Origin of the sequence: Micromonospora cathayae (assembly GCF_028993575.1) — a bacterium.
Taxonomy (GTDB): domain Bacteria; phylum Actinomycetota; class Actinomycetes; order Mycobacteriales; family Micromonosporaceae; genus Micromonospora; species Micromonospora cathayae.
This window is the reverse complement of record NZ_CP118615.1, coordinates 6107332-6127859: the sequence shown is the minus strand read 5'-3', so window position 1 is coordinate 6127859 and position 20528 is coordinate 6107332. Positions and strand designations below refer to the sequence as shown.

Genomic DNA, 20528 nt, shown 5'->3' with positions numbered 1-20528 from the left:
CCCGGCATCGGCCGGACGGCTGATCGATGGTCACCGGTCCGGTAGGAGGAACGCACCCCTGAGCGTCTCGTCAGCCGGACCCGTTGACAGTATGTTCTGGCCTGGTTGGATGGACTCCGCTCCCCGGTCTCGCGGCGGACGCGAGACACCTGGGAGGCGTGTGTGGGGACCGGTCCGGACCCATCGGGGGGCGCGGTGTCCGGGCACCGTCGGCGCCGGCTCGACGTCCGGGTGGTGCCGCACCGCCGACGGTCCCCGTTCCGGCTGCGGGACTGGCGGATGCGGACCAAGCTGGCGGCTGTCCTGATCATCCCGTCGGTGGCGTTCCTGGTGCTGGCCGGCGTGCAGGCCCGGGGGCTGGTCGGTCAGGCGGGGGTGCTCAACGACTTCGCCCAGCAGGTCGCGATCGGCCGGGAGATCACCGCCGCGGTGCACCAGCTCCAGCAGGAACGGGACCGGTCCGCCGGGGAACTGGCCGGGCTGCGTACCGGGTCCGGGGAGACGGTCCGGACCGACCCGGTGGTGGCGCTGAAGCCGTTGCAGACCGCCACCGACGAGGCGATGCAGCGGCTGCGGCAGGCGGCCGAGCCGCTGGCCGACTCGGACGCCGCCTGGCGGGTGTCGTACTCGGAGGTGCTGGAGGCGTACGACCAGGTCGTCTACATCCGTTCGGCGGTCGGGCCGGGGGTGTTGAGCAGCGACGCGGTGCTGACCAACTACCACCGGCTCATCGACGAGCTGCTCAACCTGCTGGCCGAGCCGTCCCCGGGTCCGGACGCGCCGGCGCTCAGTGACGCGGTGCTGCGGTACGTGCAGCTGGCCCGGGTGAAGGAGTTGTCGTCCCGGATCCGGGCCCAGCTCTACGTGGCCGCCCGCACCGGCCGGTACGGGGTGGAGGACCAGGTCCTGCTGACCGACCTGCGGGCGCAGCAGTTGACCGCCCTGGGCGCGTTCCGGATCGCGGCCACCGCCGACCAGATCCGCCGCTACGACCGGACCACGGTGGACCCGGCGTTCGTGTCGGCGACCAAACTGGAGGAGCAGAGCCTGCCGGTGGGCGGGGCCGAGCCGGCGGTGCTGCCCGCGACCCAGTGGTGGGCGGCCAGCGAGCAGCGGCACGAGTTGCTGCGGCAGGTCGAGGCGGGGGTGCTCGCCGACGCGGTCACCCAGGCCGACCAGGCGCGGGGCGCGCAGCTGCGGCAGACCCTGCTGGTGGTCGGCGGCATCGTCGCGGTGCTGCTGGTGGCGTTGCTGATCTCGGTGCTGATCGGCCGGTCGATCGCCCGGTCGATGCGGCTGCTGCGCGGGCAGGCGTTGCGGATCGCGCAACTCGAACTCCCCGACACCCTGGACCGGCTCCGTACGGTGACCGGCGGGGTTCCGGAGATCGAGGTCGCGCCGGCGGTGGTCCGGTCGCTGGACGAGATCGGCGAGCTGGCCGAGGCGTTCGTCGCGGTGCACCGCAGTGCGGTCAGCGTCGCGGTGGAGCAGGCGACGATGCGCCGCAACGTCAACCTGATGTTCGTCAACCTGGCCCGGCGCAGCCAGGTGCTGGTCGAGCGGCAGCTGGAGCTGCTGGACGACCTGGAGCGGGACGAGAGCGACCCGGACCAGCTGGAGAACCTGTTCAAGCTGGACCACCTCGCCGCCCGGATGCGCCGCAACGACGAGAGCCTGCTGGTGCTGTCCGGTTCGGAGTCCAGCCGCCGGTGGAACCGGCCGATCGGCCTGTCCTCGGTGCTGCTCGCCGCCGGCGCCGAGATCGAGCAGTACCAGCGGGTACGGCACGACTCGGTGGCCGACCTGTACGTCGTCGGGCACGCGGTGGGTGAGCTGGTGCACCTGCTGGCCGAGCTGCTGGAGAACGCCACCGCCTTCTCCCGGCCGGACACGGTGGTGCGGGTGACGGCCCGGGCGGCCGACGGTGGCGCGGTCATCGAGATCGCCGACCAGGGGTTGGGGATGAGCCCCGCGGCACTGGAGCAGACCAACCGGTTGCTGGCGAGCCCGCCGGCTGCCGACGTGGCGGCGTCCGAGCGGATGGGTCTGTTCGTGGTGGGGCACCTGGCGGCCCGGCACGCGATCGAGGTGCGGCTGCACGGCGGGCAGGACGGGGTGGTGGCCCGGGTGACCCTGCCGGCGGCGCTGCTGGCGGCGGCCCCGGAGCGGGAGCTGCGGGCCCCGGCGTCGCGGCGGATGTTGACCGCCGCGCTGGCCGGTGCCGCCGGTCGGGCCGCGGTGGCATCCCGGGGTGGGGCCACCGGCACCGCCCAGGTGGCCCGCCGCGCCGGTGGTGGTTCGCCGGCCGGCCCGCCCACCGTTCCGGCTGGTTCGCCGACCGCCCCGGTGGGTCCGCCGTCGACCGCGGCGGTCCGTCCGTCGACCGCCGCCGGTCCGGCGGGGGTGCCGGACGGTGCCGCCCCGGGAAGCGTGCCGAACGGTGCCGGCCCGGCCGGACGGCCGGGTCCGGCGGGTGCCACGGTCCGGCCGGGTCCGGGCGGTGCGGTGGGCCCGCCGGCCCCGGACGGCGGTGCGCTGGGACTGCCGGTGGCCGGTCGGCGGCCGGGTGGACCGCGACCGGTGCCGACGCGGGCCGAGGACGTGCTCGCCCCGGCGTCCGGGGAACCGCCGGCCGCGGCGGGCAGCACCTGGTGGTCGCGGAAGGGCCCGTCGCCGTCGGCGGCCGGTCCGGTGCCGGCCGCGCCGACGCCGCCGGCCACTCCGGTCACCGGGGGCGTGAACGAGCGCGGGCTGCCGGTGCGGGTGCCGATGGCGCAGTTGGCGGCGGTGACCCAGTCGGCGCGACCGGCCGCGCCGTCGCCCCGGCACGACCCGGACCCGGAGGCCGTCGGAGGCATGCTGTCCCGGCTCTACCGGGGGGTGCGCCGCGCCGAGGCGGAGGACGACACCAGGGAGATCTCCCTGTCGGATGACACCAGGGAAATGCCCGTGCCACCGACCGGGGTGCGCAGCGAAGGGGACAAACATTGATGACGCTGAGTCAAGAGGCGCGGGACCTGAGCTGGCTGGTCAGCGCGTTCACCGAGCGGGTACCGGGTGTCGCGCACGCCATCGTGGTCTCGTCCGACGGGCTGCTGGTGGCGATCTCCGACCACCTGCCGCGCGATCACGCGGACAAGCTGGCCGCGGTGACCTCCGGGCTGATGAGCATCACCGCCGGTGCGGCGCAGATGTTCGACGGCGACATCGTCAAGCAGACGGTGGTGGAGATGGGGCGGGGCTACTTCCTCGTCATGCAGATCCGCGACGGCTCGATCCTGGCGACCCTGGCGGCGGGCGACGCGGACATCGGCGTGGTCGGGTACGAGATGGCCCGGTTGGCGAAGCAGGCCGGCGAGATGCTGACCCCCGCGTTGCGGGCGGAGTTGCAGCAGGCGCTGCCGCGCTGAGGCGGCGGTGCCGACCGACGGCCACGCCGCCGAGGTGGCGTGGCCGGGTCGGAAGCGGGCCCGTCGGTGTTCCGCCGGGCCCGTTCGCGACCGTGCCGTTCAGATCGCGTTGTCGGCGATCACCCGGCGGTACCAGTGCGCGCTGCTCTTGAGCACCCGCCGCTGGGTGGGGTAGTCCACGTAGATGAGGCCCCAGCGCTGGTCGTAGCCCTGCTCCCACTCGAAGTTGTCCAGCAGCGACCAGACGTGGTAGCTCTCCAGGGGCACGCCGGCGGCGATCGCCCGGTGCGCGGCGGCCAGGTGGTCGCGGAGGAAGGCGACCCGGCCGGCGTCGTCGACCGTGCCGTCGGCGGCGAGGGCGTCGGGGGTGGGCAGCCCGTTCTCGGTGACGGTGATCGGCACCGGGCCGTAGTCGCGGGTGACCCGGGTGAGGATGTCGTACATCCCCTCCGGGAAGATCTGCTGCCAGGTGGCGACCGAGGTGGGCCAGCGCCGCTCGGTGCCGCCGGTGGCGGTGACGTAGATCGGGGTGTAGTACTGCACCGCGAGCAGGTCCACCGGGGCGGAGATGGTCTCCAGGTCGCCGTCGTGGATGCCCCGGGCGAGGCGGCTGTCCGGGCCGAGGTCTGCCAGCACGTCGGCCGGGTAGCTGCCGGTGAAGACCGGGTCGAGGTAGAGGCGGTTCTCGTACCCGTCGTAGAGGCGGGCCGCGGCGACGCTGGCGGGGGAGTCGTCGGCCGGGTAGCACGGGTGCAGGTTGAGGGCGGGGCCGATCCGGCTGGTGCTGCCGGTGTCGCGCAGTTGGGCGACGGCGAGACCGTGGGCGAGATGCAGGTGGTGGGCGACCAGGTACGCCGCGTCCGGGTCCTGCCGGCCGGGGGCGTGGTGGCCGATGATGTAGCCGTTCTGGACCACGGTCTTGGGTTCGTTGACGGTGAGCCAGACGGGCACCTGCGCGCCGAGGGCGTCGAAGACGGCGCGGGCGTAGTCGGCGAAACGGTACGCGGTGTCCCGGTTCTCCCAGCCGCCGGTGTCCTGGAGGGCCTGCGGCAGGTCCCAGTGGAACAGGGTGGCCATCGGGGTGATGCCGCGGTCGTGCAGGCCGTCGACCAGGCGGCGGTAGAAGTCCAGGCCGCGCTGGTTCGGCGCGCCGCTGCCGTCGGGCTGCACCCGGGGCCAGGCGATGGAGAAGCGGTAGCTGCGCAGCCCGATGTCGCGCATCAGGTCGAGGTCGGTGGGGTAGCGGTGGTAGTGGTCGGCGGCCACGTCGCCGGTGTCGCCGCCGTGGGTGCGCCCGGGGGTACGGCTGAAGGTGTCCCAGACGGACTCGCCGCGCCCGTCGTCCTTGGCCGCGCCCTCGACCTGGTAGGCCGAGGTCGCCGCGCCCCAGCCGAAGTCGGGCGGGAAGCGCAGTCCGAGTCGTCCGTCGGTGTCGCTGTGCCGGTCGGGGTCGGCGTCGTCGACCGTGGCGCTGGCCGGATCCGCCGGGTCGGCGGTGTCCGGGGCGGTGCCCGGGCCCGCCGGGGCGACCGGGGTCGCGGTCAGGTCGGCTCCGGCGGTGGTGGCGGCGCCGGCGGAGGCGGCGCGGTGGTGCAGGCGCCGCCGGGTGACTATCGACATAGGACGTTCTCCTCGTGGATGCGGGGCCCGCCACCAGGCGGCCGGGAGCGCTCCCAGCATAGGGCAGGGTGAGCCGGCCGCGTTGCGCCCGGACAGCTCCGGGGGCTGGTCGCGGCGGGGTGGGGTGGGGCTGGGACGGCTGCCGTCGGCGGCTCGGCCGGGCCGAATCCGGGTGCCGATAGCGAACGAGGCCGGCCGGGAGGCGCGTTACGCCAGTCCCGTCGGCCTCTTTTCCCGTGGTGGGTGTAGGTCTAGTGTGTGGGGACGGGGAGGGCAACCCCCGTCCCCACATCTGGTGCATGTGCACGTACGAGCGGAATGGGCGTCCTGTCGTACGTGCCGCGCGGGAGCCGGGCCACGCGAGTGGCTCTGGTTCCACCTCCCTTCACAGTGGATGGGATCTGGCTGGCGGCGGAGTCCGGGCTGGCCCGCCGTCAGCCCTCCGGGCTGTGTGCCGGATCGTTCCGGGAGGACGATCCGGAGTGGACGAGTACTGCGTGAGCATCATCGATGGAAGCGCTCCCATCGATGATGCTGCCGACTGTAACGCCCGTCACGGGTTTGTGAAAGACCCAAAATGAGATCGAAACATTCCGGGGCTCTGACCTGCGACGACACGCGCCCGACATGTAGCGTTCACGCCCGCTCTTGTTACGGGAGCGCTCCCATGACACACTGCGACTACCGCGGAGCCAGATCGCGTGAGTGCGGGTCGCCGAGGGCAGCCGGTCGCTGACCGGACGGCACACCCGAGCGGGCCGACGGGCATCAGCTCGTCGTCGTCACCCGCAGCCCGCCTGAGGCGGGCCGACCCCATCACCGCGCCTCCAACCCCCCGCGCCGTGTCGCGTGGAGGCGCCCGCCGCGGGCCCACCGGCCCCGGCCCGGTCCGAGGAGACACCGCGCACATGAGACATCTGGCAAGACGTCGCCGACTGGCGATGCTCGCCGCCACCACGCTGGCCATCGGCGGGGTCGCCCTGCCGGCCGGCGTCGCGCAGGCCGCCCCGGCCTGCGACGTGGTCTACGCGACCAGCGACTGGAGCAACGGGTTCACCGCCAACGTCACCATCAAGAACCTGGGCGACGCGGTCAACGGCTGGACGTTGAAGTTCAACTTCCCGTCCGGCCAGCGGCTCGTCCAGGGCTGGTCGGCGAGGTGGAGCCAGTCCGGCACCGAGGTCACCGCCGTCAACGAGTCCTACAACGGCTCCCTCCCGACCGGCGGGTCCACCACGATCGGCTTCAACGGCAGCCACACCGGCACCAACACCAAGCCGACCTCCTTCTCGGTCAACGGCGTGACCTGCGGCGGCACCACCAACCCGCAGCAGCCGCCGACGGTCGCGCTGTCCGTGCCGGCCGGCCCGTTCGAGGCCCCGGCGGACGTGCCGCTGACCGCCACCGCCAGCGACCCGGACGGCACCATCGCCAAGGTCGAGTTCTACCGCAACGGCCTGCTGGTCAACACCGACACCAGCGCGCCGTACGCGTACACCCTCGAGGACCTGCCGGCCGGTAGCTACACGGTGCAGGCCAAGGCGTACGACAACGCCAACCTGACCGCCACCGCCGAGAAGGCGTTCACCGTCTCCGCGTCCAGCGGGCCGGTGCTGGTCGCCACCCCGTCCGCGGTGAGCGTCGCCGAGGGCGGCAGCTCCGCGTTCAACCTCAAGCTCAGCGGCCTGCCGTCGGCCAACGTGCCGGTGACGCTGACCCGTACCGGGGACACCGACATCACCGTCGCCCCGACCTCGGTCACGCTGACGCCGACCAACTGGAACACCGGCGTCAACGTCACGGTCAGCGCGGCCGAGGACGCCGACACCGCCGGTGGCACTGCCACCATCACCGCGTCGGCCACCGGGTACGCGCCGCTGGCGATCACCGCCACCGAGCTGGACAACGACACCCCGGGCGGGGACAACGTCTGGAACGCCCGCTTCCTGGAGCTCTACGGCAAGATCAAGAACTCGGGGTACTTCAGCCCCGAGGGCGTGCCGTACCACTCCATCGAGACGCTGATCGTCGAGGCCCCCGACCACGGGCACGAGACCACCAGCGAGGCGTTCAGCTACTGGCTCTGGCTGGAGGCCGCCTACGGCCGGGCCACCCAGAACTGGGCCCCGTTCAACAACGCCTGGACGGTGATGGAGAAGTACATCATCCCGTCGCACGCCGACCAGGCCACCGCCGGCGCGCCCGGCACCCCGCAGTACGCCGCCGAGCACGACCTGCCCAGCCAGTACCCGTCGCAGCTCGACGCGAACGTGCCGGTCGGCCAGGACCCGCTGCGCAGCGAACTCCAGTCCACCTACGGCACCGGTGACATCTACGGCATGCACTGGCTGCTCGACGTGGACAACGTCTACGGCTACGGCCGCTGCGGCGACGGCACCACCCGGCCGGCGTACATCAACACCTTCCAGCGCGGCACCCAGGAGTCGGTCTGGGAGACCGTCCCGCAGCCGTCCTGCGACACCTTCAAGCACGGCGGCACCAACGGCTTCCTCGACCTGTTCGTCAAGGAGGCCAACGCCCCGGCCAAGCAGTGGAAGTACACCAACGCGCCGGACGCCGACGCCCGTGCCGTGCAGGCCGCCTACTGGGCGCTGACCTGGGCCAAGGCCCAGAACAAGCAGGCCGACGTGGCGGCCACCGTGGCCAAGGCCGCCAAGATGGGCGACTACCTGCGGTACGCCATGTTCGACAAGTACTTCAAGAAGATCGGTAACTGCGTCGGGGCCACCGCCTGCCCGGCCGCCACCGGCAAGGACTCCGCGCACTACCTGATGTCCTGGTACTACGCCTGGGGTGGCGCGTACGAGGCCAACCAGAACTGGTCGTGGCGGATCGGCTCCAGCCACAGCCACTTCGGCTACCAGAACCCGTTCGCGGCCTGGGCGCTGACCAGCGTCAACGAGCTCAAGCCCAAGTCGCCGACCGCGGTCGCCGACTGGACCAAGAGCTTCGAGCGGCAGCTGGAGTTCTACACCTGGCTCCAGTCCGCCGAGGGCGGCATCGCCGGTGGTGCCACCAACAGCTGGGGCGGCAACTACGGCACCCCGCCGGCCGGCACCGCCACCTTCTACGGCATGTTCTACGACGTCGACCCGGTCTACAACGACCCGCCGTCGAACCAGTGGTTCGGCATGCAGGTCTGGTCGATGCAGCGGATCGCCGAGCTGTACCAGGAGACCGGCAACACCCGAGCCAAGGCGCTGCTGGACAAGTGGGTGCCGTGGGCCATCGCCAACACCACCCTGGGCGCCAACTGGTCCGTCCCGTCCGAGCTGAAGTGGACCGGACAGCCGGCCAACTGGAACCCGACCAGCCCGCAGCCGAACACCAACCTGCACGTCGAGGTGATCGGCAAGGGGCAGGACGTCGGCGTCACCGGCGCGCTCGCCCGGACCCTGATCGCCTACGCGGCCAAGTCGGGCAACGCGGCGGCGAAGACCACCGCCAAGGGCCTGCTGGACGCGCTGTACGCGGCCAGCGACGCCAAGGGCGTGGCGCGGCCGGAGACCCGCGGCGACTACCAGCGGTTCGACGACGTCTACAACGCCAGCACCGGTCAGGGCCTCTACATCCCGCAGGGGTGGACCGGCAAGATGGCCAACGGTGACACCATCGCCCCGGGCAAGAGCTTCCTCGACATCCGCTCCTTCTACAAGAACGACCCGGACTGGCCCAAGGTCCAGGCCTACCTGGACGGCGGTCCCGAGCCGACGTTCACCTACCACCGGTTCTGGGCGCAGGTCGACGTGGCCATGGCGTACGCCGACTACGGTCGCCTGTTCCCGAACGGCTGATCCGATCCGGTCGGGTGGGCGTGTCCACGTCCACCCGACCGGTCACCCCGGTGACGTGTCACGTCCGCCGGGCTCGGACCGGGCCGACGGGGACCTGCGGCCCGGTCCGTCTGGGGCGCCCGATTCCCACGGTCGGGCGGTGGTGGGCCGCCGGCCAGCCGGCGCAGTGCCGGTGGCCCACCACACCCATGGCGAAACATCGAGTTTTCCGCTGTCAAGCGAAAATCCGTCCGTCCCGGGGGGACAGGAAGCCCGGGACGGAGTAACGTAACTCGTGGAGAGGCCGCTCCCCCCGTGGCGGCCTCTCCCTTTACGTTTCCCGGGCCGGCGCACCGTCGCGGGGCCGGGAACGATGCCGCTCCGGGCCGGGGCCACCTTCCCGGGTCGGCTCACGCCTCCCGGTCCGCGTCGGACGGTACGACCGGGTGGCGCAACCCCGGATGCCCCGCCGGCAGGGACCGGCGCACCACCAGCCAGCTCACCCCGAGGGCCGTCGCCACCAGCGGCCAGGTCAGCGCCACCCGGGCCACCACCAGCGCCACCACCTGCCCGCCGAGGTACAGCGGCACGAACACCGCCACCCGCAGCGCGTAACTGGCCGCCCAGACCCAACTGCCCCGGCCGTACGCGCGCAGCAGCGCCCCGTCCCGCCGCCAGCGGCCCCGCTGCCGCAGCGCCACCCCCACCAGCACCCCCAGCAGCGGCCAGCGCACCACCACGCTGACCACCCAGACCAGCGCGCTGGCCGCGTTCGCGAGCACCTGGAGCAGGAAGAAGTCGGTGGCCCGGCCGGTCCGCAACGCGATCAGCGCGGCCACGCACACCGCCAGCAGACCGATCAGCACCGACCGGGGCCGGTCGCCCCGGTGCAGTCGCCACCCGGCGACCGCCGCCCCGGTCAGCACGGCGGCGATCACTCCACCCCAGAGCGACTCACCGCCGGCCAGCCAACCCACGCCGAACGCCAACGGAGGAAGGGTCGCGTCGACCGCGCCGCGTCGCCCGCCGAGCAGGTCCGCCAGGGACTCCGGACCCGGCGCGTCGGGAGCGGAGGGCCGTTCGCGCTGTGGTGCACCGGTCACCGGCTCCTCCTCCTCGACGGTCCGCCCCAACCTATCGCCGAACCACCGACCACCCGCCGCCGGTCCACCGGGAGGTGGCGCTACCGTGTGCGGGTGCGAGCGACGGCAAGGGGTTGGACCGCGGTGTGGCTGGTGCTGCTCGCGGTCATGTACACGTTGGCCCTGCTCGCGGTGTGGCGCCTCGCGCTGCACACCGAGACCGGCCAGTGGCTCGACACGGTGGCGTTGACCGGCAACCGGATCGGCCAGGACCGCATCGACGGCCCGGTCAACCAGGTGCTCAACGCGGTGTCCGTGGTCTCGCTGCTGGCCGCGATCGCGGTGATCGGTTTCATCGCGCTGCTGCGTCGACGCATCGCCCTGGCGGTCACCGCCACCGCGCTGATCGTCGGCGCGAACGTCACCACCCAACTGCTCAAGTACGGGCTGGGCCGGCCGGACTACGGCATCGACCCGGAGCGGGCCGCCGTCGGCAACAGCCTGCCCAGCGGGCATGCCTGCGTGGCCGCCTCGGTGGCGGTGGCGCTGGTGCTCGTCCTGCCCCGCAAGGTCCGGGTGCTCGGCGCGTTCCTCGGCGCCGGGTACGCCGCGCTCAACGGGGTGGCCACCCTGTCGGCCGGTTGGCACCGGCCCAGCGACGCGGTCGCCGCGTTCCTGGTGGTCGGCGCCTGGGCGGCGGCCGGTGGTCTGCTGCTGTTGCTCACCCAACGGGAGCAGGCCCAGGTGGAACCGGCCGACGCGCACCGGACCGCGGCGCTGGTGCTCGGGCTGACCGGCCTGGCCGCGCTGGTCGTCTCGATGACCGCGATGGCCTGGCTGGACGGCCAACCCAAACTGGCGGTCAGCGAGCTGGGCCGCCGGCCGCTGTTCGTCGGGTACGCCGGCAGCGCCGCCGGCATCGTCGGCACCATCGGCGTGGTGATGGCCCTGCTGCTCGCCCTGGTGCACCGGCTGGTGCCCCGGGTCAAGGGCTGACCCCGGCCGACCCGCGCCGGTTCGGCCGGGATGCCACCTCGGCGACCGGTCGGGCGGTCCCGTTCGGTCAGCGGTAGAAGGTACCGATCGTGGTGCCGCTGGCGATCTCGTGGCCGGCCAGCGCACGGTGCACGTCCGGGGCGTGCGGGCTGGTCGGCAGATCCAGGGGCCGGTCCAGCGCGAACAGCCGGAAGAAGTACCGGTGCGCCTCCTCGCCCTGCGGCGGATGCGGCCCGGACCAGCCGGTTCCGCCGGCGTCGTTGGGCCACTCCCGGCCGCCCGCCGGGACGGCGCCCTCGTCGGTGCCGCCCGAGGCCGGATCGATCCCGGTGACCAGCCAGTGCAGGAACGGCGTCCGTCCCGCGTCCGGATCCTCCACCAGCAGCACCAGTTCCCGTGCCGAGTCCGGTACCTCGGCCCACTGCAACGGCGGCGAGACGTTCCCGCCGGCCCGGGAGAACCGCCCGGGCAACAGGTCGTGGTCGCTGAACGCGGTGCTCCGCAACACGATGCCGGCCATCACCGACCCCCCTCCGTCGTCCGGCCGCGGGTACCCGCCAGATCCCCGCCGAAACGGGCGAGCCCGGGGGTACGGGCTCAGAACGGTGGGGACGCCGCCTCCGGGGGACGGCCGCGGGCCCGGCGGGCGTCCACCACCGCCACCGCGAGCAGGATGGCCGCCGCGGTGCCGGCGGCGATCAGCGGCGGGTGGTGGACGAGCACCGGCAGCGGCACGGCCAGCGCCACCATGGCGACCCACCGGGACGGGGACACCCGCCCGAACACCTCGTACTCGAAGCGGGCCCGGCCGGCGAGGAACACCAGCGGCCCACCGAGCACCAACACGATCCAGGCCGCCTCCGGGTGCTCCAGCGGGTACCCGATGACCAGCTCGTAGCCGATCGCGGTGCCCACCACGCCGATCACCATCACCAGGTGCGTGTCGGCGGCGGACCGGCCGATGACCGCCGGCTGCCGGGCCCGCGCCACCGCCTCGGCGAGGATCTGCCCGGCACGCTGGAAGTAGATCCGCCACAGCAGCACCGACGTCACCAACGCCAACCCGAAGGCCGCCGCCCGCGCCGGGTTACGCGGCCCGGAGCCGTAGGCCAGCCCGGTGACCAGGATCGTCTCGCCGAGGGCGATGAGGAAGAACTGCTGGTACCGCTCGGCGAGGTGCTCGCCCACCAGATGCCACCGGCTGACCGTGGACCGGCCCAGACCGGGTACCGGCCAGCCGGTCCGGCCGGCGGTGTACTCGATGCCCAGCGCGAGCGTCCAGAGCACCACCCGGGGGGTGCTGGGGAGGAACGTCCCGCCCAGCCAGAACACCGCCGTCACCCCGTAGACCACCAGCATCCGCAGTTTCAGCTGACGTTCCTCGCCGTGGCCGAGGGCGAACAGCAGGATCAGCGGCCGGGACATCTGCGCGACCACGTACGCGACGGCGAAACTCAGCCCGGCCACGGTGAAGGCCCGGGGGACCGCCACCCCCATCACCATGCTGGCGGCCAGCGCGAGGATCACGATGGTCTGCAACCAGAAGTTGTACGGGTCGTACCGGCTGGTGGTCCAGGCGGTGCTCTGCCAGACCGCCCAGAGGGCCAGCAGGAGCAGCAGGGTCTTGCCGCCCCCGGTGATCGGTGACCAGCCCTGGGCGCCGCCCGGTTCCAGGGCGAGATCCTCGAAGGCCCGGGTGCCGATGCGGGTGAGCGCGAAGACGAAGACCAGGTCGAAGAAGAGCTCCAGGAAGGTGGCCCGTTGGGGACCGTCCGGTGCCGGGACGATCCGGGCCCTGGCCGGGCGGGTCACCGCCGGCCCGTCCTGGGGCTGCTGTCCATCCGGCAGTCGTAACATCCGCGGCCGGCTGCGGGTGCGTCATCCGGCGAACCTCCGCCGGGATCTTGCCCGGCCCCCGGGCCCGGGGGACGATCGGCCGGTGACCAATCGATGGGGTATGACGGTCCCGCTGGACGGGGTGCCGCTCGCCGACCACGCCGTGGTGTACGAGGCCCTGGACCGGGCCGGATTCACCGACCTCTGGTCGGCCGAGGTCAACGGCGCGGACGCGTTCACGCCGCTGGCGTTGGCCGCGGCCTGGCAGCCCCGGCTGCGGCTGGGCACGGCGGTCGCCCCGGTGTTCACCCGGGGTCCCGGGCTGCTGGCGATGAGCGCGGCGGCGCTGGCGGAGGCCGCACCGGGGCGCTTCACGCTCGGCATCGGCGCGTCGTCGCCGGTGGTGGTCCGGGACTGGAACGCGGTCCGGTTCGCCGAGCCGTACCGGCGCACCCGGGACGTGCTGCGTTTCCTGCGGGCGGCGCTGCGCGGCGAGACGGTCGACGAGGTGTACGAAACGTTCACCGTCCGCCGGTTCCGGCTGGACCGGCCGCCGGTGGTGCCGCCGCCGATCCTGCTGGCCGCGCTGCGTCCCAGGATGCTGCGGCTGGCCGCCGCCGAGGCGGACGGGGTGATCCTCAACTGGCTGGCCGCCACCGACGTGCCCACCGTGCTCGCCGAGCTGGGCCAGCGACGACCGCACTTCGAGGTGGCGGCCCGGATCTTCGTCTGCCCCACCGAGGACGCCGCGCACGCCCGTGCGTTGGGCCGCCGGCTGATCGCCGCCTACCTGACCGTGCCGGCGTACGCGCAGTTCCACCGCTGGCTGGGGCGGGCACCGGTGCTCGACCCGGTGTGGCGGGCCTGGGCGGCGGGGGACCGGCGCGGAGCCGCCGCGGCCGTGCCGGACGACCTGGTCGACGCGTTGGTGCTGCACGGCTCACCCCAGCGGTGCCGGGCGGCGGTGCGCGGCTACGCCGACGCCGGGGTGGACGTGCCGGTGCTGGCGCTGCTGCCCACCCCGGAGCTGACCGCGGGCGGCGCGCCGGCGCTGGCGGCCCTGATCGCCCAGCTCGGTACCTCGCCGGTGGCCGCCGCCGACCGGGTGGCCGCTCCCGGCCCGGGCGGGGTGGCGGGCGTCGCTCCCGGCCCGGGTGGGGTGCCCGGCGTCGCTCCGGCGGTGAACTGAGATGCGGTTGACCGACCGGGTGGTGGTGGTCACCGGTGGGGCCGGTGGGATCGGCGCGGCCCTGGGCCGCCGGTTCGTCGCCGAGGGGGCCGCCGTCGTCGTCCTGGCCGACCTGGACGCCGACGCGGCCCACGCGGTCGCCGCGGCGATCGGCCCGGCCGCCCGGGGTGTCGGTCTCGACGCCACCGACGCCGCTCAGGTGGCCGCCCTGGTCACCGAGGTGGAAACCCGGTACGGGCGGATCGACCTGTTCTGCGCCAACGCCGGGGTGGCGACCGGACGGGGGCTGGACGCCGAGGACGCCGACTGGGAGCGGTCCTGGCAGGTGAACGTCGTCGCGCACGTGTACGCCGCCCGGGCGGTGCTGCCCGGAATGCTGGCCCGGGGCGAGGGCTACCTGCTGCACACCTGTTCGGCGGCGGGGCTGCTGACCGCCGTCGGGGACGCCCCGTACACGGCGACGAAACACGCGGCGGTCGGGTTCGCCGAGTGGCTGGCGATCACCTACCGGGACCGGGGCATCCGGGTCAGCGCGCTGTGCCCGCAGGGCGTGGACACGCCGATGCTCGCCGACGGGTTGGCCGAGGGACACCTGGGGGCGCGGGTGATCGCCGCGTCCGGGCCGGTGCTCACCCCGGACGCGGTCGCCGACGCGACGGTGACGGGACTGGCCGAGGAGCGGTTCCTGATCCTGCCGCATCCGGAGGTGGCCGACTACGCCCGACGCCGCGCCGACGACCCGGACGGCTGGCAGGCCGGCCTGCGTCGACTGATGGGCCGGCTGCGGCGTGACGCCCAGGCCGGACCTCAGCGGTAGCGGTCGTCCCCGTACCCGGCCGCTGCCGGGGTGCCCGGCCGCCGGTGCTGGGCCGCTGCCGGGTGACCGGTCATTCGTTGGTCAGGGCAGGGGAGGGCCGTCCAGCGGTCGGGGTGTCATCCCGATAGCGGACCGTCGGCGGCCCCGCGGGACCGGGGGAGACGACGGGACGGTGAACCGGCTGTGCGTCAGGGCCAATGGGCGACGGTGATCGCGTGCGGTGTGCTGCTCGCCGGATGTGCGGCACCCACCGGTGCCGGTTCCGCAGATCCGGGGCCCGGTTTGGGCATCGGAGCGGGTGCACGGTCATTGGCCCCGGAGAGGCTGTTCGGCGTGTGGACGATCGCGGGCCTCGCCGACCCCGGCGGGGGAGAGAGCCTGCATCTCTCTCCTTTCGAGCTGTACCTGGTCGGCAGCCGCTGCGGCACCCTGGGCGGAGCATGGCGGGCCGACACCGACGGCGTCTTTCTGGCGAGTGTCGACTCCGCCTCCAGCGACGTCGTGGAGGGCACCCCGGGCTGTGCGCGGGCCAGCCAGGAGACTCCCGGCTGGCTGCGGCGTGTGACGGCGTACCGGTTCGACGGCAACGGGCTACCCGTGCTGCTGGACGACCTGGCGCAGCCGGTCGCCCGGCTGGTCCCCGGCACCACCGCGACCGCCTGGCCGGACCTGGCGCCGTTCGTGCTGGAGCCGCCGATGGTCACCGACGAGTCCCGGCGGAGTTTCGCGCCGGCCGTGCCGCTACCGGCGGCGCTGACTCCCGTCGACCCGCAGCGGCTGGCCGGTCGGTGGGTTCCCACCCGTGGGCACCGGGGGGCGTACCTGGAGTTCACGGCGGACGGTGGGTGGCGCGGCTCCGACGGCTGCAACGACCAGAACGGCCGGTGGATCACGGCGGACGGGGGGACGCTGCTCGCCACCGCCGGGGCCGTCACGCTGGCGGCCTGCGCGGCCCGCGTGCCGGTCGGGTACTGGCTCTGGGAAGGACGGCGAGCCGGTTTCGACGGTGACACCCTGGTGCTGCTCGACGGTCGGGGCACCGAGACCGGCCGGCTGCACCCCGTCGGCTGACGCCCGGGGCTTCGCCTGGTGCCCCGGAGCCGTGCCGGTCCTTGTCAGCAGCCCGGCGGCACGGCGGTGCCCGTGTGGTGGCGGATGTGGCCGGTGGCGCTGAGGGTGGTCGGTGTGGCGGTCAGTCGGTCCGGCGCAGTGGCCCCGGATGGACCGACCAGAGCAGCCGTCGCCGGCGGGGCTGGGCGGCCCGCAGCGCGCGTACGTAGTCGGTGACGAGCTGCCCGGCCCGGACGGCCTGGGCGTCCGCCATGCCGTGCGGGGCGAAGACCATCCGGTTGAGCAGGTCCGCCAGTTCGCCCAGCGCGGGCGCCTCGTGGCCGTCCGGTCGCTCAGCCATGGGCCCCGGTCGCTCAGGTCCGGGTTCCGCGCGGGCCGGGCCGGGTTCCGCGCGGTCCGGGCCGGTGGCCCGTCGGCTGTTGCGCCCGGCCGGAACCCGGGTACGGGCGTCGGACAGGACCTGCTCGGCGTACACGGCGACCTCGGTGGCCGCGAGATCGTCGCCGACCGGCCGGCCGGCCAACCGCAGCGCGTCGGTCAGCTCCCGCCAGGCGCCGGCGATGCGGTGGGCGGGGTCACCCCGGTCGAGGCGGTGCCGGGTCAGCCGTCTGCGTGCCACCACCAGCGCCGTCAGCACCGCCGTGACCAGCAGCAGCAGACCGGCCGCTCCCGCCCCGACCAGCACCGCCGTCGGCACACCGTCACGGTCGGGGCGGGGCGGCGCGGCCACCGCCGGCGGTGTGGCGGTCGGTTCGACGGTCGGCTCCGGCACCTCCGACGGCGGCGGGTCCTCCGGGGTGGGCCGGAAGTCCTCCTCCACCGGGCGCGGCTCGTTCTCCGGGCGCGGCAGCGGGTCGAACGCCACCCAGCCGAGCCCGTCGAAGAGCACCTCCGGCCAGGCGAACGCGTCGGCCGCCCGCACCGGGCCGCTGCCGGCCGTGCTGAACCCGACCACCACCCGGGTCGGTAGCCCGGTCAACCGGCCGAGCACCGCGAACGCCGCCGCGAACTGCTCCGAGGTGCCCCGCTGGCCGCCCGCGTTGCGCGGTCCGAAGAGGAAGAAGTTCAAGTTCGGGTACGCGTGCCCGCTCGGCGCGTCCGCCACCACCCGGTAGTGCTCGGCGAGGAACTGCTCGATCGCGGTGGCCCGCGCGTACGGGGCGCCGTTCTCCTCGGCGAGCTGGGTGGCGAGCCGGCGCATCGGGTCCGGCACCCCGTCGGCGACCCGCAGCACCCGGGCCACCTCCGGTCCGGCCGGTACCTCGGCGGTGGACAGCAGGTTCACGTCCGGGCGTTCCCGGGCCGAGGTGACCGTGTACCGCAGCCCCGGCGTCAGCCCCTCCGGGCGGATCAGGGTGCCGGTGGCCGGGTCGTACGCCACCCGGGCCCCGCTGACCTCCCGTGGGGTGGCGACCGCCGGCAGCAGCCGACCACTGAGGTCGGCCACGGTGATCTCCTGGCGTACCGTGTCGAGCCGGCTGCCCGGGGAGGGTTCGGTGGCCGGCAGGACCCGGCCGGCGTTGCGGTAGGTCGCCCCGACCCGCCAGGTCACCCCGTCGTAGTCGCTGAGCACCCCGAGCCGCAACCGCACCTCGCCGCCGGTCGGGCCGCCCGCCGGAGCACCGGCCGGCCCCGGGGTCGACCCGCCGGGCGCGGCGGCGGACGGATCCGTGGTGGACGGGGCCGGGGCCGCGCCGCCGGTCCCGCCGACCGTCACGTCCAGCAGTTTCTGTTCCGGGTTCAGCGCCCAACCGGAGATCCGGATCAGCGGGTTCTCGTCGAGGGTCTCCACCCGGGGCGGCTCCACGTACCGGCGGGGGTCCACCGGCCGGTCGTCCACCTGACCGGCCACCACCGGGGCGAGCACGGCGACCAGCGCCGCCACCACCACCAGTCCGACGGCGGTGGTGGCGGTCCGGGCGGCCCGGACCGCCGCGCGGACCTGCGGGGACAGGCCGTCGTCGGGTTGCGGCGCGGCCCCGGCCGGAGCGACCAGACCGAGCGCGGCGAACGCGGCGAACGCCAGGGTCGGCCAGACCGCCGGTTCGGCGTTCGGGCCGACCACGTACACCGCGCCGGCGTACAGCAGCGCCGGCGGCAGGTAGCCGAGCAGCACCCGGCCGGCGCGCAGCGCCACCTCCGCGCCGGCCAGCCCGGCCAGCCAGGCCGCGACCAGCGGGACCAGCACGGTGTCCGGGGTGGGCTCGACCGGGATCATCGCGGTGAGCAGCCGGGCGATGCCGTTGCCGGCGGCGTCCACGGTGATCTGCGCGAGGCTGCCCGGCAGATCGGCCCGCCGGGCGGCCAGCCGCAGCGCCAGCGCCGTGTACCCGAGCAGCGCCGCGATCGACAGCGGGGCGACCAGCCAGGACCGCAGCCGGCGGGCGGCCACGCTGACCAGCACCGCACCGACCGCCGCGCCGACCACCAGCCGGGTCAGCAGGTCCCCGGCGTACACCCGGCCGAGCACCAGCCCGGCCAGGGCGATCATGCCGATCAGGGCCAGCGGGACCGGTACCGCCCGCAGGATCCGCCGTACGGTCACCACCGGCGTACCCCGTCCCATTCGGCGGCGAACGCCGCGCCGTCGGCGGCGTCGACCACCACCAGACCGGCCGCGCCCGCCGGGGTCCGGTCGGTCGCGCCGAGCACCCCCACCACCACCGACGGGTACGCGCCGCGCAGCGCGCCGACGTGCCCCAGGTCGGTACGTCCACCCGGGCCGGTCAGGAAGACCAGGGTGTCGCCGGCGCGTTGCTGCCGCAGCCGGGTGGTGGCGTCCGGCAGGGAACCGTCGGCGAGGGCGACGGTGGTGAGCCGGTCCAGTGGGGGCGCGTCCGGGTCGTCGTCGGGCACCACCGTCAGCAGCAGCGTCGGCAGGTCCTCGCGCAGCGCGGCGACCACCACGGACGCCGCCGCCTCGCAGCCGGCCTCGAAGCTGTCCGCGGTGCCGTGGGCGTGGCCGGGGTGGGCGGTGCGCCGGTTGTCCAGCAGCACCACGATCCGGGGCAGGCTGGTGTCCACGTTCTCCCGGACCATCAGCTCACCGACCCGGGCGCTGGTCCGCCAGTGCACCCGGCGCAGCTCGTCGCCGACCACGTACTCGCGGAGACTGTCGAAGGTGATCGAGCCGTGCGGGACGCCGTCGACCCGGCCGTCGAGGCTGCGCCCGGCGCCGGTGGGTACGGCGGTCAGCGGGTGCACGCGCGGGTGCACCCAGACCGGGACGGTGCCGCCGTACGGGCGGGCCAGCGCCACCAGGCCCAGCGGGTCACGGCGGGTGACCCGCAGCGGGCCGACCGGCACGACGCCGCGCCGGACGGTCGGCACGTCGTAGTCGACGACGGTGTCCCGGCCGGGCCGCAGCCGCAGCAGCGGCACCGGGAACGACCGGTCGCCGCAGCGTTCCTCGGCGACCAGGTTGGCCGCGCGCAGCTTGCCGCTGTTGCGGACGGTCAGCGTCATCCGGGCCGCGTCGCCACGGGCCACCCGGTCCGGGTCGGCCTGCCGGGTCACCGTCAGCCTCGGTCGCCAGGCCGCGTTGACCAGGGCGTACCCGACGGCGGTGCCGGCCGCCGCGCCCAGCACGGTCAGTTCCGGGTACGCGAACCCGAAGCCGGCGGCGAGCAGCGCGACGGCGGCGGCGAACAGCCCGAAGCCCCGGGCGGTGATCCCCATCCGTGGGCGGTCAGCTCTGCGCGGGCACGGTCTGCCCGGACGGCAGCGGCACCGGCACCGAGGCGACCGCCTGCCGGAGCACCTCGGCGGCGTTGATGCCGCGCACCTGCGCGTCGGAGGAGAGCAGTAGCCGGTGCCCGAACACCGGCCCGGTGAGGGCCTTCAGGTCCTCCGGCATGATCCAGCCCCGGCCGTCGATGAGCGCGTACGCGCAGGCGGCCCGGGTCAACGCGATGACGCCCCGGGGGCTCACCCCGACCCGCACCTGCGGGTGGTTGCGGGTGGCCGCCGCCAGCCGCACCGCGTACGCGTAGAGAGGTTCGGCGATGTGCACCCGCTGCGCCATGGTGATCATGTCGGCGACGGTGGTGGTGTCGGTGACCGCCGCGAGGGCCTCGGGGGAGCGGACGGTGGCCCCGCGCAGCACCTCCACCTCGACCGACTCGTCCGGGTACCCCACCGACAGTTTCACCAGGAACCGGTCGAGCTGCGCCTCGGGAAGCCGGTACGTGCCGTCCATCTCCACCGGGTTCTGGGTGGCGACCACCAGGAACGGCTGCGGCACCGGGTGCCGGACCCCGTCCACGGTGACGGTGCGTTCCTCCATCACCTCCAGCAGCGCCGACTGGGTCTTCGGCGAGGCCCGGTTGATCTCGTCGGCGATCACGATGTTGGCGAACACCGGCCCGGGGTGGAACTCGAAACCCCGGGTGGCCTGGTTGAAGATGGTCACCCCGGACACGTCCGAGGGGAGCAGGTCCGGGGTGAACTGGATGCGCCGCCACTCACCCTTCACGGTGGCCGCGATGGCCCGCGCCAGGGTGGTCTTGCCCACCCCGGGCACGTCCTCCAGCAGCACGTGCCCCTGGGCGAACAGCGCGGTCAACGCCAGGCGTACCACCTGCGGCTTGCCGAGCACGACGGAGTTGACGTTCTCGGCGAGCCGGGCGGCGAGGGCGGCGAAACCCTGCACCTCCTGCTGGGTGAGTGGCTGCTGGCGTGTCACGGTCCGTGGTGCTCCCTACGCGGGGTCGG

At 74.2% G+C, this 20528-nt stretch carries 13 protein-coding genes and 1 pseudogene; 7 read left to right on the top strand and 7 right to left on the bottom strand.

The features are described from left to right. The first annotated feature begins 195 nt into the window (after positions 1-195). On the top strand, positions 196-2991 hold the full coding sequence (locus PVK37_RS26975; RefSeq protein ID WP_275030626.1) for a sensor histidine kinase: 2796 nt from the start codon (positions 196-198) through the stop codon (positions 2989-2991). Next, entirely contained in the window at positions 2991-3410 is a 420-nt protein-coding gene (locus tag PVK37_RS26970; RefSeq protein ID WP_275030625.1) for a roadblock/LC7 domain-containing protein, read from the top strand. The genes PVK37_RS26975 and PVK37_RS26970 overlap by 1 nt, the downstream gene beginning before the upstream one ends. A 99-nt stretch (positions 3411-3509) precedes the next feature. On the opposite strand, the gene PVK37_RS26965 is transcribed toward PVK37_RS26970, so the two are convergent. Continuing rightward, positions 3510-5030: a GH1 family beta-glucosidase gene (locus PVK37_RS26965; protein ID WP_275030624.1), complete on the bottom strand. Its 1521-nt coding sequence runs from the start codon at positions 5028-5030 to the stop codon at positions 3510-3512. 917 nt (positions 5031-5947) lie between these two features. Here PVK37_RS26965 and PVK37_RS26960 point away from each other — a divergent pair. Further along, entirely contained in the window at positions 5948-8845 is a 2898-nt protein-coding gene (locus tag PVK37_RS26960) for a glycoside hydrolase family 48 protein (protein ID WP_275035239.1), read from the top strand. 389 nt (positions 8846-9234) lie between these two features. Here PVK37_RS26960 and PVK37_RS26955 read toward each other — a convergent pair whose 3' ends face one another. Continuing rightward, entirely contained in the window at positions 9235-9927 is a 693-nt protein-coding gene (locus tag PVK37_RS26955; RefSeq protein ID WP_275030623.1) for a DUF3159 domain-containing protein, read from the bottom strand. Between the two features lie 87 nt (positions 9928-10014). Here PVK37_RS26955 and PVK37_RS26950 point away from each other — a divergent pair, with 87 nt between their 5' ends. After that, positions 10015-10902, top strand: a complete 888-nt coding sequence (locus PVK37_RS26950) for a phosphatase PAP2 family protein (RefSeq protein WP_275030622.1) — start codon at positions 10015-10017, stop codon at positions 10900-10902. A 67-nt stretch (positions 10903-10969) separates the two neighbouring features. On the opposite strand, the gene PVK37_RS26945 is transcribed toward PVK37_RS26950, so the two are convergent. Both PVK37_RS26945 and PVK37_RS26940 read right to left on the bottom strand, forming a co-directional pair. Next, positions 10970-11422: a YbhB/YbcL family Raf kinase inhibitor-like protein gene (locus PVK37_RS26945; protein WP_275030621.1), complete on the bottom strand. Its 453-nt coding sequence runs from the start codon at positions 11420-11422 to the stop codon at positions 10970-10972. Between the two features lie 77 nt (positions 11423-11499). Further along, complete coding sequence (locus PVK37_RS26940) at positions 11500-12759, bottom strand: low temperature requirement protein A (protein ID WP_275030620.1); 1260 nt, start codon at positions 12757-12759, stop codon at positions 11500-11502. Positions 12760-12859: 100 nt separating this feature from the next. On the opposite strand from PVK37_RS26940, the pseudogene PVK37_RS26935 reads away from it, so the two are divergent. The 3 genes and pseudogenes from PVK37_RS26935 to PVK37_RS26925 all read left to right on the top strand — a co-directional run. After that, positions 12860-13816 (top strand): annotated as a pseudogene (locus tag PVK37_RS26935) (LLM class F420-dependent oxidoreductase); the annotation flags it as partial. Between the two features lie 112 nt (positions 13817-13928). Beyond that, positions 13929-14744, top strand: a complete 816-nt coding sequence (locus PVK37_RS26930) for an SDR family oxidoreductase (protein ID WP_275030619.1) — start codon at positions 13929-13931, stop codon at positions 14742-14744. A gap of 333 nt (positions 14745-15077) precedes the next feature. Further along, the gene (locus PVK37_RS26925) at positions 15078-15815 is read left to right on the top strand and encodes an META domain-containing protein (protein ID WP_275030618.1); all 738 of its coding nucleotides are present in this window, start codon (positions 15078-15080) and stop codon (positions 15813-15815) included. A 121-nt stretch (positions 15816-15936) separates the two neighbouring features. On the opposite strand, the gene PVK37_RS26920 is transcribed toward PVK37_RS26925, so the two are convergent. The 3 genes from PVK37_RS26920 to PVK37_RS26910 are packed head-to-tail and all read right to left on the bottom strand — an operon-like array spanning position 15937 to position 20499. Next, a complete protein-coding gene (locus PVK37_RS26920) occupies positions 15937-18381 on the bottom strand; it encodes a transglutaminase TgpA family protein (protein WP_275030617.1) in 2445 nt (814 codons plus the stop codon). Continuing rightward, positions 18357-19493, bottom strand: coding sequence for a DUF58 domain-containing protein (locus PVK37_RS26915; protein ID WP_275030616.1), 1137 nt, complete (start codon positions 19491-19493; stop codon positions 18357-18359). Before PVK37_RS26915 ends, PVK37_RS26920 begins: the two co-directional genes overlap by 25 nt. 10 nt (positions 19494-19503) lie before the next feature. Next, positions 19504-20499 (bottom strand): AAA family ATPase, encoded by a 996-nt coding sequence (locus tag PVK37_RS26910; protein ID WP_275030615.1) that lies wholly within the window; start codon positions 20497-20499, stop codon positions 19504-19506. Positions 20500-20528: the final 29 nt, after the last annotated feature.